Origin of the sequence: Mesorhizobium sp. M0771 (genome assembly GCF_040320155.1) — a bacterium.
GTDB lineage: Bacteria > Pseudomonadota > Alphaproteobacteria > Rhizobiales > Rhizobiaceae > Mesorhizobium.
Window position 1 is genome coordinate 350,676 of record NZ_JAMYPC010000003.1, and the last position, 16,500, is coordinate 367,175.

General features: G+C 60.0%; 14 protein-coding genes. 6 read left to right on the plus strand and 8 right to left on the minus strand.

All coding sequences use genetic code 11. From position 1 onward, the window contains the following. Nucleotides 1-18 precede the first annotated feature (18 nt). The 8 genes from NKI05_RS07090 to NKI05_RS07125 all read right to left on the minus strand — a co-directional run bounded on the left by NKI05_RS07090 (nucleotide 19) and on the right by NKI05_RS07125 (nucleotide 8,545). Complete coding sequence (locus NKI05_RS07090; protein ID WP_023815131.1) at nucleotides 19-1,437, minus strand: NAD(P)/FAD-dependent oxidoreductase; 1,419 nt, start codon at nucleotides 1,435-1,437, stop codon at nucleotides 19-21. Further along, nucleotides 1,434-2,297: a PfkB family carbohydrate kinase gene (locus tag NKI05_RS07095; RefSeq protein WP_023749047.1), complete on the minus strand. Its 864-nt coding sequence runs from the start codon at nucleotides 2,295-2,297 to the stop codon at nucleotides 1,434-1,436. The genes NKI05_RS07090 and NKI05_RS07095 overlap by 4 nt, the downstream gene beginning before the upstream one ends. Beyond that, nucleotides 2,294-3,136 carry a sugar phosphate isomerase/epimerase family protein gene (locus NKI05_RS07100; RefSeq protein WP_352792285.1) on the minus strand — a complete coding sequence of 281 codons (843 nt, stop codon included), beginning with the start codon at nucleotides 3,134-3,136 and terminating at the stop codon, nucleotides 2,294-2,296. Before NKI05_RS07100 ends, NKI05_RS07095 begins: the two co-directional genes overlap by 4 nt. 21 nt (nucleotides 3,137-3,157) lie before the next feature. Then, nucleotides 3,158-4,018 (minus strand): carbohydrate ABC transporter permease, encoded by an 861-nt coding sequence (locus tag NKI05_RS07105; RefSeq protein ID WP_352511413.1) that lies wholly within the window; start codon nucleotides 4,016-4,018, stop codon nucleotides 3,158-3,160. Next, nucleotides 4,015-4,977 (minus strand): carbohydrate ABC transporter permease, encoded by a 963-nt coding sequence (locus NKI05_RS07110; protein WP_023815127.1) that lies wholly within the window; start codon nucleotides 4,975-4,977, stop codon nucleotides 4,015-4,017. Before NKI05_RS07110 ends, NKI05_RS07105 begins: the two co-directional genes overlap by 4 nt. Before the next feature lie 8 nt (nucleotides 4,978-4,985). Next, a complete protein-coding gene (locus tag NKI05_RS07115) occupies nucleotides 4,986-6,308 on the minus strand; it encodes an ABC transporter substrate-binding protein (protein ID WP_023815126.1) in 1,323 nt (440 codons plus the stop codon). Nucleotides 6,309-6,336: 28 nt separating this feature from the next. After that, nucleotides 6,337-7,350 carry an SIS domain-containing protein gene (locus NKI05_RS07120; RefSeq protein WP_023729125.1) on the minus strand — a complete coding sequence of 338 codons (1,014 nt, stop codon included), beginning with the start codon at nucleotides 7,348-7,350 and terminating at the stop codon, nucleotides 6,337-6,339. A 172-nt stretch (nucleotides 7,351-7,522) separates the two neighbouring features. Then, entirely contained in the window at nucleotides 7,523-8,545 is a 1,023-nt protein-coding gene (locus NKI05_RS07125) for a LacI family DNA-binding transcriptional regulator (RefSeq protein ID WP_023667745.1), read from the minus strand. A gap of 1,014 nt (nucleotides 8,546-9,559) precedes the next feature. On the opposite strand from NKI05_RS07125, the gene NKI05_RS07130 reads away from it, so the two are divergent. The 6 genes from NKI05_RS07130 (at nucleotide 9,560) to NKI05_RS07155 (ending at nucleotide 16,460) form a co-directional block, all read left to right on the plus strand. Then, nucleotides 9,560-10,639: a substrate-binding domain-containing protein gene (locus NKI05_RS07130; RefSeq protein WP_023692318.1), complete on the plus strand. Its 1,080-nt coding sequence runs from the start codon at nucleotides 9,560-9,562 to the stop codon at nucleotides 10,637-10,639. A gap of 363 nt (nucleotides 10,640-11,002) precedes the next feature. Continuing rightward, entirely contained in the window at nucleotides 11,003-11,995 is a 993-nt protein-coding gene (locus tag NKI05_RS07135; RefSeq protein WP_023704355.1) for a substrate-binding domain-containing protein, read from the plus strand. Between the two features lie 80 nt (nucleotides 11,996-12,075). Further along, nucleotides 12,076-13,590: a sugar ABC transporter ATP-binding protein gene (locus NKI05_RS07140; protein WP_352462141.1), complete on the plus strand. Its 1,515-nt coding sequence runs from the start codon at nucleotides 12,076-12,078 to the stop codon at nucleotides 13,588-13,590. Nucleotides 13,591-13,651: 61 nt separating this feature from the next. Then, nucleotides 13,652-14,590: an ABC transporter permease gene (locus tag NKI05_RS07145; RefSeq protein WP_502898758.1), complete on the plus strand. Its 939-nt coding sequence runs from the start codon at nucleotides 13,652-13,654 to the stop codon at nucleotides 14,588-14,590. Then, nucleotides 14,587-15,612, plus strand: coding sequence for an ABC transporter permease (locus tag NKI05_RS07150; RefSeq protein ID WP_023667740.1), 1,026 nt, complete (start codon nucleotides 14,587-14,589; stop codon nucleotides 15,610-15,612). Before NKI05_RS07145 ends, NKI05_RS07150 begins: the two co-directional genes overlap by 4 nt. Further along, complete coding sequence (locus NKI05_RS07155; protein ID WP_023667739.1) at nucleotides 15,609-16,460, plus strand: sugar phosphate isomerase/epimerase family protein; 852 nt, start codon at nucleotides 15,609-15,611, stop codon at nucleotides 16,458-16,460. The genes NKI05_RS07150 and NKI05_RS07155 overlap by 4 nt, the downstream gene beginning before the upstream one ends. Nucleotides 16,461-16,500: the final 40 nt, after the last annotated feature.

A 16,500-nucleotide genomic window follows, 5' to 3' on the forward strand; every position in this document is an offset into this window, starting at 1 on the left:
GATGAGCCAGATGCCCGGCTACTTCTTGGGCCTGCCTGGCTTCAGGGCCGCCAGAAGATTGGTGATCCTGCCCGCCTTTCGGTTGCGGATCTCGGCCTCGTTCTTGCGGCGCATCGCGGCGCGGACAAGCCTGGCGCCGAGATAACGCAAAGGCTCGGGCGGCAGCGACATGCGCCGCTCGATGCCGACCAGACCACTTTCGCTCCAGCGATCCTTTCGCTCGAGCACCAGGCTCGCCAGAATGCGTCCGGCTATCGGCGTCTGCGCGATGCCGGTGCCGTTAAATCCCATGCCGTAGAAGATATTGGGATGATCGCGCAGGTGGTCGAAGACAGGAACGTGTTCAGGCACGCAGTCGATCGGCCCCGACCAGTCATATTCGATCGCCACACCGCGCAGCGAGGGGTAGACCCGATGCAGCTCTCGCATATTGTCGCGACCGTGCTCCGGGCTGCGGTTGAAGCTGGCGCCGAAATTTCCACTGAAGGCGACGTTGCCGCTGCCACGACCGAAGACCACCCTGCCCCCGATGGTGCGCTGGTAGTAGAGCACCTGGGCCTGGGAATCGCAGATCGAGGCACCGTCGCGCCAGCCGATGCTGTCGAGCAGTTCGGGAACGGCGGCAGTGGCAATCACCTCGCTGCCGACCACATAAAGATGCCGCCGCAGTTCCGGCAGCGCGGAAAGCCAGGCGTTGGCGGCAAGCACGATTTTGTCAGCCCGTACCGCGCCATGCGCCGTGCGCACCGTGCATGTCATGCCGGGTTCGATGGCGAGGACCGGGCTGCGCTCATGGATGATGACGCTGCGTGCCAGTGCCAACTTGCGCAATCCGATGGCAAGTTTGGCGGGATGGACCGTGCCGGCAGTGGTCTCGACCACGCCGACATAGGAGGCCGATGAACCGGTGCGGCGTTGAATGTCCTCGGCTGTCAGCGGGCTGAAACGGTTTTCTCCAACAGCCGCCGTCAAGGCCACGGCGGTCTCCCAAGCGCCTTCCTGCGCAATGGAGCTTGCTGTCCACAACCATCCGTCCAGCCTCAGGTCCATGTCTATGGTGCCGTTTTGCTGCAGCGTCTTCAGCTCCGCGATCGATGCCACCGTGTCGGCGCACAGCAGGCGCGCTTCCTCGAGACCGACGACCGCACTGATCTGGTCGATTTCGGCGAACCATGAATGGACCTGACCGCCGTTGCGCCCCGAGGCCCCCGATCCGCACAGATCGGCTTCAAGGATGACCACCCGCGTTTGCGGCGCCAGCTCAAGGATCCGCAGCGCCGTCCACAGACCGGTATAGCCGCCACCGACGATCACCACGTCGGCGCGCTCGTCGCCTCGCAATGGCTCGGTTGCGGGGGCGGCGGCAATGTCCTGCAGCCAAAACGACCGGTCAGATGCAAGCGCGACCGCAGGCTGCCGCAAACGAATTGTAGTCACGCTTGGGCTCCCTGCGCATCGACAATGAAGCTGGCATATTTGGCTGGCAGCCAATCGGGTATCGGACGCGGTCTCTGGGGAAACCCGCCAAGATGGGTGCAGGTCTGCGCCGCCGCGATCGACGCCCTGTGCAATGCCTCCAGGGCGCCGAGGCCGCCGAAATGGAAGCCGGCGAGGAAAGTGGCAATGAAACTGTCGCCGGCGCCACACGTATCCACGACATCGACAAGCGTCGCCGGCGCATGCACGACATTCGTGCCATCGTCGAAGTAGGAGCCGCGTCGACCACAGGTCAAAACTACCTGCCTTGCGCCGGCCGCCCTGAGCGCGCCCAGCGATGGCTCGATGGGAACATCGACATCGTCCGGTCCGGACGCAAACAAAAGCGGGACACCATCGAGCGGCAGCGCCATATGGGCGGTCGATAGATCGATGCTGAACGGCACATGGTCCGCCACCAATCGTTGGACAAGGTGCTTGTTGGCGTTGGTGCCGAGATGCACCCAGTCGGCCGCGGCGATGACCGCATAATGCGCGGGCAGCGGCATGAAGTTTTCGCCCACACCGAAGGATTCGTGCAGGAACTTCCGGTCGCCGGATTCATCGCGCAGCAAGGTGACGGCCGTATCGCCGGGACGCCGTTCGACGTCGTCGGGGGATAGGCCGGCACCTGCCAGCTCGGCAAGCACCACGTCGCCTTCGGGATCGTTCCCGACGGCGCCGAAATAGCGGGCGGACCAGCCGTTGCGCCGCCATTGCGCCGCGACATTCAAGGCGTTGCCGCCCACCGTCATCAAGTTGTTGGTCAAATAGGCATCAAGGCAATTGTCCCCGACCGCGATAAGCTTCTTCGACCTCATGCCGGCACCGTTGCGCAATTGAGGTATGGCGCGATGGCGCCAAGGCAGCGTGTCCAGGCTTTTACCGGATCGAGCGCGTAGGAGCCGTTGCCGAACGGCTCGAAGGTGAACTTTCCGGCATAGCCGAGGCGCGCGAGCTCGCTGACATAGTGGCCGAGCGGCAGCGTGCCATCCCCCCACACCAGATGCCCGCCTGGCGTGCCGTCGACCAGATGGACATGCGCCAGCCGCGAGCCGAACAGGTCGACATAGCCGGCCACGGTGTCGCCGGCCGTGGCCATGGCGACAGTGTCCAGCACGACGTCGATGTTTTCAGCGCCCACCTCGTCCAGCATTTGGCGCAGGCCTGCCGCATCATTGACGAGGTTGCTCTCGAACCGCTGCAACGGCTCGAGCAGGCAGCGCACCTCGTTTGCGGCGGCATGCCGGGCGATCTCGCCGATCGCGTCGACCGCGCGGTCCCATGCCGGTTGCCGGGATTGGCTCTCGTAGCCCCGGCCGGGCGTCAGGAAGAGACAGCGGGCGCCAAGCGCCGCGCAGATGTCGGCTGCACGGCAAAACCGCTCGATGCTGTCCTGGCGCAGTGCGGCGTCGCCGGAGGCAATGTTGATTGGATACAACACCTGCTCAGGCGTAAAGCACCAGGCCGACAGCTCGTTGTCGGCGAGTATCCGGCGAACGGATTCGACACGCGCGTCCGTGGCGTGGAACAGGTCCAGATGCTGGGCAATCCCCCACAGCTCGATCTCGCCTCGGATCGTCCTGGCGACCTCATCCAAGGGGAAGTGCTGGAAGCTGAAATTGGCTCCGATCAGCTGATGAGCAGCGAGCTGCGGCATGAAGGCTCCTTTCGGGAATTGTTATTTGCCGATGCCTTCGGCCAAGCCACGGATGAAGTAGCGTTGCGCGGCAAAGAACACGATCACGATAGGCAGCGCCGAGATCGTCATGGCCGCGAACACCACGGCATAGTTGGTCCCGTGCGTTGCCATGATCGACGTCAGTCCGACCGGCAGCGTCTGCACATCCGAGCCGCTCGTGAAGATCATGGCGAAGAGATATTCGTTCCAGGCGAACAGGACGTGCAGGATGACGCAGGAGATGATTATCGGCCGGCACAGCGGCAAGGTAATGCGCCAGAAGATCTGACCCTCGCTGGCGCCATCCATCGTCGCCGCCTCGTCGATGTCTTCAGGCAGATCCAGCATGTAGGCGCGGATGAGGAAGGTGGTGAACGGCACCCGGAACGCCGTGTAGAGAATGATCAGCGCCCAGTAGGTGTTGTAGAGACCGAGCGCCTGCAACATCTTCACCAGTGGAATGATCGCCACTGTGGGGCTCAGCATCAAGCCGCCCAGAACGATGGCGATAACCAGCGGCTTTGCCGGCATCTTCGTGCGGGTCAGGCCGAAGGCCGTCCAGGCGCTGATCAGGACGGTGCATATGGCCGAAGCGACGGTCACCAGCACCGAGACTGTCACGTAGCCACGCACGCCCTGGTTCCATGCCTGCATGTAATTGTTCCACGACCAATGGGTGGGCAGGGCGAAGGGATCGCCGAAGATCTGCGCATTGTCCTTGAAGCCGCTCAGCGCCATCCAGATCAGCGGATAGATTACGACGACACCAAGGCAGACCAGGAACGAATAGAGCAATGTCCTGGCGATGACCGACCACACATTCACGTTCCGGCTGCGACCGGCTGCGACCATCGCACTCATAGCTGCACCCGGCGGCGCTTGGTGTACCAGAGCTGTGCCGCACCTGTGAGCATGGTCAACATGAAGATGACGGCGGCGATCGCCGCGCCATAGCCGAAATTGTCCTCGATGAAGGCCTTCTGGTAGAGCCACGTGCCCAGCACCTGGCTGCTGTTGTTGGGCCCGCCTGCGGTCATCACCATAACCTCGTTGAACACCTGGAACGCGCCCGTGATGGTGACGATGATCATCAACCCCGTCATTTCCCGGGTGAGCGGAAAGGTGATGCTCCACAGGCGGCGAAGCGGACCCGCGCCGTCGATCGTTGCGGCATCGTAGAGGTCGCGCGGGATCTTCTGGATGGCAATGGCGAACAGCAGCGTCGAATAGCCAAAACCCTGCCATTGGCTCATGGCGATGATGGCATAGATGGCGGTGTGCTCATTGCCGAGCCAAGGCATGACGAGCTGGCTCAGTCCAACACGGCTGAGCGCGGCATCCAGCAAGCCGATCTGCGGCTGGTAGATGAAATAAAACAGCAGGCCCGTCACCGTGATCGAGATGGCCGACGGGACGAAATAGACGGCGCGCCACAGGCGGCGCCAGCGTTCGCTCTTCAGGTCCTCGATGATGGCCGCCAGCAGGAACGCGCCGAAGACCTGGAAGATGACGGAGATGAGAGCGTAGAGGCAGTTGTTCCACAGCGCCAGCAGCACGACCGGGTCATGCAGCAGCCGGTCGTAATTGGCGAGGCCGACATTGGTGACCTCGCCGGTGTAGATGTCCTGGTCAGTGGTGCTGACGATGAAATTGTCGACGATCGGATAATAGACGAACCAGCCGATGAGGATGAGCGCGATCGCCGCCCATCGCAACGACAACAGGTTGGCGAAACAGGCCCGCCGGCTCTTTGGCCGTTGCGGCTTGGCGACGCCGCGAATATCGGCGCCGCTGTCCACTGTGTCCGAGGCCCTTGCCATGGTCTGTTTTATTTGGCCGCGGATGCGGCTTTGCGCACCTCGTCCATCACTTGCTCGGGCGTCATCGAGCCGCCCGCCAGCGCCTGCAAGCTGGACAGCCAGACGGCGGCGACGCGCGGTGGGTTGGCCGTATCCAGCCAGGGCATGAGGTATGAGGCGGCGTTGATATCCTTGAGGCCATCGACCACAGCCGCGCTCATGTTCGATTCCGAGGCGCCGCCGATGGTGGCGCTCGGCTGGCCATAGGGTGGCGCAGACAGCACCTGCGCATTTTCCTTGGAAGTCACGAACTTCATGAAATCGATCGCCAGCGGGATGTTCTTCGATGCCGCATTGATCATGTAGCCCTCCGGCGCGCCCTCGATCGACTTGGCGTCACCCTTTGCGCCAGCGGGCACCGGCAGCCGGAAGAATCCGAAATCGGCGGGCTTTAACGCCGACTCCGGCGTGGCGGCCTGATCGAACTCGATGATTTCCTGGTAGTACATAGCCGACTGGGCGTTGGTGAAGGCCTGGAGAGCCGAAGCATAGGATGTGCCGTTGACGCCGGCGCCATCGGTGCAGCGCTCGACAAGCTGGCTGAACTGCTTGAGTGCTGCGACGTAGCCTGGATCGCTGTATTGGGCGGTGGCCGGATCGAAGTCGCGTTCCAGCGTTGCCTGCGGCACGTTGTAGGCGAGCAGCTGGCCTGCAAAGTGGATTGCCGGCCAGGCCTCCTTGTTGCCGAAGGAGATCGGTGTCACGCCGGATTTGCGGATGGCGTCGCAGCTGGTCAGCAATTCCTCGAAAGTGCCGGGTGCCTTGAGGCTGAGCTTGGCGAAGATCTGCTTGTTGTAGCCCATGAACTTGGCATCCTGGTAAAGCGGAATGCCATAGAACTTGCCGTTGTATTGGAACGCCTTGACGGCGGCTGGAGACAGCGACTTGCCCCACTCGGTATCGGCAGCAATGACGGGCGTGAGATCAACGGCGCGATTGCCGCGCACGAAATTGCCACCCCAGCTGCCTGTCCAGGAGAAATAGATATCGGGCAGCGAGTTGGAAGCGACCAGCGTCTTGGTCTTGCCCTTCACGCTGTCGTCGCTCTCCTGGATAAGTTCGACCTTCACATCCGGATGGAGCTTCTCATAGGCCTGTGCCAGGTTGACGAAATACGGCGACAGCTGTTGCAGCCCGAACTTCGTCAGGACCGAAAGCGTGCCGGTGTATTCCACCTTGGCGTTTGGGTCGGCCGTGACAGCCGGCGAAGCGGCGGAACTGCCGCTTATCGACAACCCCAATGATGATACCGCGGCCACCGTGACCGCCACGATTTGCAGCGAACGTTTCATGGATAGCTCCTTCAGAGGTGAGAGGGGATCAATATTCCACGCGTTTGTAGTAGCGACGGGTGGTCAGCGGGTGGTTGCGCAGCACCTCGAGATGGGCGCTCAGCCGCTCGAGCAAGGTGGCGAGCAGAACCGGCGAGATCATGCCGCGGACCTTTGCGGAGATGCCCGGCAACTTGACCGAGGCCGCGTCCAGCGTGCGAACGCGGTCCGTGTAGCGCTTGGCGAAGTTCTCGACCCGGTCGGCCAGGGGCCGAAGGGCATCTTCGCCCTTGAACACGAAAACGCTGACGCCCGGCTCGACCAACTCGAGCGTACCGTGGAAGAAGTCGGCGGCGTGCACCGGGCGGGTGCGAATCCACTGCATCTCTTCGAGGATGCACATGCCGTAATAGTGTGCCTCCGGCCACACCGAGCCGGCGCCGGTGAAGATGTGATAGGTATCGTCCTTGATTGTCTGGGCCAGTTCGGCCGCCCTGTCCTCAAAGGCAGCCTTGGCGTCGGCAAGCAGATCCGGCAGCAGTTTGAGTTCGGCGACAGTGCCATCAAAATCATCATATTCGCCGCGCTCTTCCAGCAGGGCCAGGACGATCAGCAGCGTCTGCAGGTAGAAGGATTCCGACGAGGTGTCGTCTTCGGCGAAGTTCGTGAAATTGTGGTCAGCCTCCCGTGCGATTGGCGTATCCGAATGGCCGGTGAGCGAAATGGTGCGCACACCACGTTTTTTCAGAAAGGCCATGAGCTCGACGCCTTCCTTGGTCGTGCCCGACAAGGACGGGATGACCACCACGGCCTTGCTGTCGAGACCGGCGGGCGGATCGATCACGACCTGCGCCGGATAGGCACCGCTCACCGGGAAGGTGGAACAGCGCTGCGCCAACTCGATCGCGGGCAAGGTTAGAAGCTGCACGCCGCCGGTGCCCATGAAAAACAGCCGCTCGACGCCATCTGCCAGCAGTGTGCGCATCAGTGAGCGAACCTCACCTGCGACGGCGACGGCCCCGCTTTGGATCTTCACGAAGCGGTCCCTATCGAAGTTCAGCATGACGTTTTCCTTGTATTTCGCATGTTACAGGCCTCTAGCCCGCCTTAGGCGTCGGTGGGCCGTCTAGCTCGTTTCCCGATGTGAGATCGATCTCACAAGCAATAATGGGCACGCAATTTCGCCAATGGCAAGTCCTTTAGACGAAATTCTCCGAAATCGAGGGGTTTGCTCTTTAGCGCACAGCGCGCCGGGCAACCGATCCGCGTACGATCAAGCGGGTCTGAAATCGGGTACGGCGCGGTGCAACCTTTTTGCCGGCAAGCCGCTCCAGCAGGTATCTGGCGGCGAGCGGTCCGATCTCGGAGATGGGTTGCGCCACGACCGTTATCTGCGGATCGGTGAACGTGGCGAGGTTGAAGTCATCGAAGCCAACCACCGACACGTCATGCGGAATCGAGAGCCCCATTGAACGCAGGCCAAGAAGCGCGCCTTGCGTCATGAGGCTGTCCACCGTGAACAGTGCGGTGGGGCGATTGCGCCGGCTGAACAGGCGGATCGTGGCTTCGATGGCGTGCTCGACGGTCGAGCGCGATACGCCGATGAGCGCTTCATCGATTGCGATCCCATGCGAGTGGAGCGAGTTTTCGTAGCCAGCCAAGCGTTCCTGTGCCGTAAAGATGCGTGACTCGTCGCGCAAAAGACCGATCCGGTGGTGACCGTTGCCAACCAGATAGTCCACTGCCTCGCGTGCCCCGCCCTCGTTGTCGACGACGACGCTGTCGCATTGCAGGTCCTTTACCACGCGGTCGATGAGCACGATCGGTGCGCCTTCGCGGGCCAGTTGCACAATATGCTGGCTGTCGGTTGCAGACGTTGGGGCAAGGATGAAGCCGCGAATGCTGAGCGAGCGAAGGCTCTCAAGCAGTTCTTTCTCCTGTTCTACATTCTCCTCGCTGCTGGCAATCAGAAGATTGTGGCGGTGCTTGCGCAGTTCCACCTCTATGTCGTGCGCGATTCGGGCGAAGAACGGATTCTGGATATCGCCGGGCACGAAGCCTATGATCGGCAATTGTCCGCTGCGCAGCGCCTGCGCGACGAGGTTGGCCCGATAGCCCAGCCTTTCGGCTGCCTCAACCACGCGGAGCGCCGTCTCGTCGCCAACGTAACCATAGCTGTTGAGCGCCCGGGCGGCCGTGGCGCGCGACACCTTAGCCGCTGCGGCAACGTCCTTTAGTGTGATTCCTTTCTGGGCCACAGGTAACCGTCCTTCTTGGATCTGAACATTGCGTCAGATCATTCTCGGCTCGTCTTGCCGGCATCGTTGTGCGGCATATCGGACGATTCTCAAACTGCGAACATAGCTTTCGCAACTCCTTGCCACCTAATCGAGATACGCGCGCTGTTTGGCTATCTGGAAATTTGATCCACGAATGCACCTACATGTTGTGCAGTCAGTTCATTGCCTTGCACTGCCAGCATACGGCAATGAGTTCACGCCATGGTCCAGGCGGCCTCCCTGGCATCGATCATAACACCGATGGAGACGACTAGCCTTGCCGCCAAACTCGTCCAGCGATTGGAGGCGAGCTTTCAAAAAGGTCGAGCCAGACGCTCAAGGCCCGCTGCACGGAGAGCCACAGGCTGGGAGACTCTGAGCAAATCGGGAATCTGAGTCGCTTGCTCTGAACCGTCGGCATCATGCTGCTAACCGGTTTTGATCCTCCGGGGCTCCGCATTGGCAATAGCGACGAAAATGCTGTCGAGCAGACCCTTGTCGCGGAAGGAACTTGCCAAGCAAGGGCACCTCGGCCAAGTACGCAAACAACGCCCGGAGACGAAGGCGCATCCGGCAGCACCCTTTTTGGGGCCAGATAGAGACTCAGAAACCCAAAACTTTCATCTTCCCGCTATTGAAACGGAGGACTCGATCGTGACGCGTGCGCCCGACCATCGCCAACGGTGGGCTCCAAACTGATCGAAACTTCTCGTCGACCTTTGCAAGGTGATTGATCATCGGGGAGACCAAAGCCGAAACACTGGGGTTGGTGTCTCCAGTGACGCTGAACGAAGCTTCAGGGAAAATCCCAAATCTGCCGATTTCCCTGGCGCTGTCATTGCAACGATCGAGACAATCAGGGAGACCGGACCGGAGGCACGAGAGGCCGCGTCCTTCCGTGGGGTCGCTCCTCCAAACCGTTTGACGCAATTTAGAGATGTTGCCTTGACCCCGCACTAGCGTCTACTGCATCTCCCAGCGGGAGCGTCACCAATGGCGAGAAAGTCTGTCCGACGCAAGTCAACGATTTATGATATCGCGGTGGCGGCAAAGTCGTCCCCGACCGCCGTCAGTCTCGTCCTCAATGGCTCGTGGCAACAGCACCGGATCAAGGCGGAAACCGCAGCGACCATCCTCGATTGGGCTGAGCGGCTTGGCTATGCTGTCAACCTCAAGGCACGAGGATTGCGGCTTTCCCGATCCGGACTCGCTGGAATGATCTTGCCACATTACCGCAATCGCTTCTTCGCCGGATTGGCCGAAGCCTTTGAAGCGGAATCCCGCGTCCACCGCTTGTGCCCGATCGTCGTCAGCACCCATCGCAATCCTGATAACGAGTTGAGTGTGACGGAAACCCTGCTGGCTCAGCAGGTGGAATTTCTCTTCCTTGCGGGCGTTCGTGACCCCGATCCGCTGAATGATCTGTGCCGGGCAGCGGGCGTCCGGTGCATCAACATCGATCTGCCAGGCCGCCGGGCTCCCTCAGTTGTTTCTGACAACTACGGGGGCGCCAAGGCGCTCACAGAGATCATTGTTCAGAAATTGAAAGAACGAGGGGGCTCCACCGAAGATCTCTTCTTCTTTGGCGGGGTCAGCGATGATGACGCAACACGTAGCCGTTTGCTGGGTTTTCACGATGCGCTGGCAGCGCATGGGATTGTTACGGGCCCGGGCACGATTGACTGCTGCGGATACGCACCGACCAACGCTGCTCGGTCTCTCGCTGCACGATACGCTCAGCTTGGGCATCTGCCCTCAGGTATGTTCGTCAACGGCGTGACCGCTCTTGAAGGAACATTGCGGTTCACTTCGACACTAGCCTCAAGTGAGCTTGGACGGGTTGTTGTCGGAAGCTTCGACTGGGATCCATTCGCGGCGCATTTGCCCTTCGATGTGACCATGGTCCGACAGAATGTCGAGGTGATGATTGCTGAAGGATTTTCGCTTCTCGAGAATTATTCGATAGACCACTTTCCGCTGGTGACCGTACCGACCAGCTTTGGGCGAACCGGAGAGCATGACGGCGCCCAAGAAGATTGGGATTCGGCATCCAAATCGAGCATCGACCACTAGCAATTCTTTGTCACGAGACATCGTTGCAGAAGTTCAACTCCGTTCATCAGCACCTCGGATCTGGGTAGCACCGCCTCCACCCAAGGCTCGCGGGCGATCGCATGTCGTTCTACGGGTGCAGCCTGAGTGCGAAGGGCGGATCGTTTACATCAATCGAGAAATGTTTTTAGACGCTGGTGGCGTGACCGCCTTGCTAAATCTATTTAGCACCTTGACCGGCCGGCATTCAAAGTCTTTTATGGCGCGTTCTGGGAGGAATGCGGCGCCGAGTGCGTCAATGCCGTCGGGCACAAAGGGGTGGGCCAAACAAAGCCGACATGGGCAATAGGCAACTGAAAAACTCGTCAATCAGGGAGGAATTAAATGTTAGCAAAAACTATACTCGCGGCAGCGTTCGGCGCAGCCCTTTCGGTTGCCACAATGAATGCTGCGCTGGCAAAGGACGTCAAGGTTGGAGTTGTCGTGAAGATCGGCGGCATTCCCTGGTTCAATGCCATGGAAACGGGAATAAAGGAAAAGTCGAAAGAGCTTGGCGACGACGGCTTCATGGTCGGGCCGACCAGCGCCGACCCGGCACTTCAGGTCCGCGCGATCGAAGACCTGATAGCTCAGGGCGTCAGCGTAATTGGCGTCGTGCCGAATGATGCAAACGTTCTCGAGCCGGTTCTAAAAAAGGCGCGCGACACGGGCATCAAGGTCATAACCCATGAATCGCCAGACCAGGTGAACGCTGATTGGGACTTCGAAATGGTCTCGGCCGTTGGTTTCGGTGAGGCCCATGCCAAGCTATTTGCCGAGAAAATGGGCGGCAAAGGCAAGTACGTTGTGTACGTAGGTTCTCTTACTGTGCCCGCACACAATGCCTGGGCCGATGCTGCAATCGCCTACCTGAAGAAGAACTTTCCCGACATGCAGATGGTTGGCGACAGATATGGCGTCGCCGAGAGCGCCGATGACAGCCGAAAGACGGCTCTGGATGTGCTTGCCGCCAATCCTGACCTCGGCGGCTTCCTGACGTTCGGCAGTCAGGGACCGATCGGCGCCGGACGCGCGATCGAGGAGCAGAAGCTTGGTGACAAGGTGGTTCTTGTCGGTTCATTCTCGCCTAGCCAAGGCAGCGCAATGCTCAAATCCGGCATTATTGACGGCGGCTATATGTGGAATCCTCTGGAAGCGGGCAAAGTATTCGTAACGATGGCTGATTTTCTGGCGGGCGGCGGTGAAATCACCGACGGCATGACGATCGAAGGTCTGGGTGTCGTTCACCCTGACTTCAAAACCGGCACCATCATCGTGGACGCCGTGCAGCCTATCACGGTCGAAACGGTCGATGGTCTTGCAGCCCTAGGGCTTTAGATGGCGGACCATGGCTGGCGTGCCGGGGTGGCAAATCAATCCCGGCACGCCCCATCCTTGTCATTTCAGAAGGGCCCGCCGTGAACCTCGTCGCGTCTACGACGCAGAACCTCCCATCGGTTCTGTCGTTTAGCAACATAAGCGTCACATTTGGTGGCGTTAGAGCCCTCCAGGATGTCGCCTTCGAGGTTCTCCCGGGCGAAGTGCAATGCATCGCCGGTGAGAACGGCAGCGGCAAGAGCACCCTGATCAAGGTAATCACCGGCGTTTGTCAGCCGCTAGGCGGCGCAAACATGTCGATCGCCGGAAAGTCTATCGACATCATGTCGCCGGCTGCGGCGCGCAGCGCCGGGGTGGAAGTCATCTGGCAGGACCTCGCACTGTTTCCTGAAATGACAGTCGCGGAAAATATCGGGATCAGAACTGTCCTCGGCAACATGCCTCGGCTCGTCGATCATTCGCGCATTCGCGAGGTGGCGCGAGGGCTGTTGGCGCGGCTTGGCGCCGACCTCGATGTCGACGCGCCTCTGCGTAGCTTTGCAATCGCCCAACGTCAGATCGTCGCCATCGCCCGGGCGCTCGCCGGCGATGCGAAGGTTATTTTCATGGACGAGCCCACATCGTCGCTTACTCAATCGGAAACAGACCGGTTGCTCTCGATCGTTCGAACACTCTCGAATGAAGGCATGGCCATCGTCTTCGTCAGCCATCGCCTTGCGGAAGTTCTGGAGATCTCAAGTCGCGTCACCGTTCTGCGCGACGGTAAGGTCGTTGGGGTGTTCCCGACCGCCGGAATGACCCAATCACGCCTCACCGAACTGATGACCGGCAAGACGTTCGACCAAACCGTGAGCACGAGAAACCTTAGTGGATCACCCGTCGTGTTGAACATCGATCGATTGACCCGCGCAGGCGACTATGACGACGTTTCGCTGACAATACGGCGAGGTGAAACGCTTGGCCTGACCGGGCTACTCGGCGCCGGTCGCACAGAACTCGCGCTTTCTATTTTCGGCATGCTGCGCCCAGACCGCGGCAGCATCGCACTCAACGGGACGGTTCTTCATCTGAACTCCAACCGCGACGCAATCCGCGCGGGTATTGGATATCTCTCCGAAGACCGCTTGTCCCTTGGTCTCATACAAGCTCAGTCCATCGCCGACAACGCCGTTATCCCGGTGCTCGACAAGATCCTTGATCGAGGGCTGATCTCCTCGGAGAAGAAGGACGCGCTCGTCAATCATTGGATCGAGGAATTGGCGATAAAAGTCGGGCGGCAGACCGATGCGATTTCCACGCTCTCGGGCGGCAACCAGCAAAGGGTGGCCATCGCCAAATGGCTGGCGGTCGGCCTGAAACTGATCATTCTTGATTCGCCAACCGTGGGGGTGGACGTTGGCGCGCGGGCCGGCATCTTCGAGATTGTCGCCAAGCTCGCTGCCGAAGGCCTGGCGATTCTGCTGATATCCGATGAAGTGCCGGAGGTCTATTTCAACGCCGATCGTATCCTTCATATGGCTGCGGGCAAGATAGTCGCCGAATACGATCCGCACGCCATCCCGCTCGGCGACCTGGAAGCTGCCGTCTATGCGTAACCGCGGAAAGCTCTTCCGGGCTCATCCCACCGAGACATGGCTCGTTGTGGTTCTTCTCATCATGAGCGCAGGTCTCTCCGTTGCGAGCGACAAATTCTTCACCATTGCCAATCTCTTCAATCTGCTCAACACAAGCTCGACAAATCTGATCTTCGCGGTTGGGCTGCTGGTGGTGTTGATCGCTGGGGGCATCGACATCTCCTTCGCTGTGGCCGCGTCAGTGGTTCAATATGTTGTGGCGCTGGCTCTAGCCCAAATGGGAGGTGGTGATTGGTTCATCGGCCTCACCTTGGCGGCAATTGTCGGGATCGCCCTGGGTGCGGTGAACGCCGGCCTCATCTACTATTTCCAGATCATTTCAATCGTTGTCACCATCGCCACCTTCAATATTTTTTTCGGCCTGCTGATGTTCTTCACGCACGGTGTATCGATCTACAATCTGCCTGCATGGTGGACGCATCGCACTGTGCTTTTCGAGTTCCAACAGGCGAATGGCAATTGGGCCGAGCTAACACTGCCGGTTGCGATCATGGCGGTCTGCGTCGCCGCCACCTGGGGGCTTATCCGGTATACCACCACGGGACGGCAGCTATACGCTTTTGGCGATAACCCGGAGGGCGCCCGTCGCCTCGGTATCAACATCGCGGCGATGCACTTCATTGCCTTCGGCTGGCTTGGTTTGATGGCCGGGATCGCGGGACTTGTGCAGGTGCACTATTCCCAGGAAGTCGTGCCCAACGCATTGGTGGGGCGCGAGCTGGACGTGCTGGCAGCTGTTGTCCTTGGCGGTGCCAGGCTGGGTGGCGGGCGCGGCACCGTGCTCGGTTGCATCCTTGGCGTGTTTCTTGTGTCGGTGACGCAAAACGGGCTGAACCTCCTCGGCATCTCTCCCTATGCTTTCAAGATGATCGTCGGGGCGATCATCTTGATTGCCATCACGCTGTCCAACGCGCCGCTCGGGCATATCCTCGCGGGCTTGCGGCAGAGGATGGGTACATGACGCAGCGCGTGCTCGAAACTGGAGCGCTACGGCACGGATTCTTGCGCCGTCTTGCCGGCACGTTGGGCGCCGAGAATATCGGACTTTTGCTGGCATTGATTTTGGTGATTGCATTCTTCGGATCTCTCTCGCCGCGATTCCTGTCCAAAGCTACCTTTGAATCGGTGGCCTTCCAGTTGCCTGAACTTGGACTGCTTACGCTCGCGATGTTGATGCCGATCATCTCGGGCGGCATCAATCTCGCCGTGACGTTCACGGCCAATCTCTGTGGCCTCACGCTCGCCTGGGTTCTTCAGGCCAACGGAGGACCGGACGCAAGCATCTATGCCTTTCTACTCGGTTCCGTTCTTGCGGTCGGCGTTGGCACGGCAAGCGGCTTGGTCATGGGCCCGGTGATAGCCTATACCGGCGCGCACCCCATCCTCGTTTCGCTCTCGGTGATGATTTTCCTGCGCGGCCTTGGCGAGTTTCTGACCCGCGGCGCCGATATTTCGGGCTTTCCCGAATTCATCCAGCCCCTGGGTCACGGCAGCATCGTCGGCATTCCTGTCCCGCTGCTGATACTGCTCGGCGCAGTCATCGTCTGGCATGTCTTGATGACCCGAACCAGGCTTGGCTTTTCAAACTATATGGTCGGCTCCAACATCGAGGCGACGCGCTATTCCGGCATCTCGACGCGACGCGTGATCATTCTGATCTACGCGCTGTCTGGCGCCATGTGTGCGTTGGCCGGCATTATCATGATGGCACGATTCAATTCCGTCCGTGTCGGCCATGGCGAGTCCTATGTGCTGATTACGGTGCTTGCCTGCTTCTTGGGCGGGGTGAATCCGTTTGGCGGCTTCGGCAAGGTCGTTTCGGTCTTCCTAGCCCTCATCGTTTTGCAGTTGCTTTCTTCGGGACTGAATCTCTTGGGCGCCAGCCAGCACCTGGCCACAGCCATTTGGGGCATCATGCTGATCGGCGTCATGATCTTGCGGTGGGCTGCCGGGCAGCTCAATTTCATGAGGATAACACGATGAAGGGTTTTGGCGTTCATACGAGCATGTGGACGAGTGGTTGGTCCGTAGAGGGCGCCGAGCACACTGTAGCGGCGGTGAAAAAATACGATCTCGATTTCATTGAAATTTCGCTGGCCGATCCATTTTCTTGCGATGCCGATCACACCCGCAAGCTGCTGGCGGCAAATGGCATGCAGGCGGTGTGCTCGCTAGGGTTGCCCGAATATGCGTGGGCATCGCGCCACCCACAGGAGGCGATTGACTTTCTCAAGGTGGCTATCGACAAGACGGCCGACATCGGAGCCCAGGCGCTATGCGGCGTAATCTATGGCGGCATCGGCGAGCGTACTGGCGTGCCACCTACGCAGGACGAACTTGATAACATTGCGAAAGTGATGACGTCCGCCGCCGCGCAAGCCAAGTCTCGCGGCATCGAACTCGGTGTTGAAGCCGTGAACCGCTACGAGAACCACATCATCAACACCGCGGCTCAGGCGGTGGCACTAATCGAGAGAGTCGGCGCCGACAATATGTTCGTGCACCTTGATACCTATCACATGAACATAGAGGAGAAAGGTATGGGCAACGGTATTATCGTCGCCCGCGATTACCTCAAATATATCCACCTCTCCGAGTCTGATCGCGGCACCCCAGGCGAGGGCAATTGCAATTGGGATGAGACGTTCGCAACGCTGGCCGCGATCCGCTTCAAGGGCGGGCTCGCGATGGAGAGCTTCATCAACATGGATCCGCGTCTGGCGTTTGGCCTCAGCGTGTGGCGTCCGGTGGCCGAGAGTGAAGCGGTTGTAATGGGCAACGGTCTGCCGTTCTTGCGCAACAAGGCACGGCAGTACGGGCTGATCGCATAAGTTACATCGCCATGCGAGATCGAAACTCGGCACATCATGA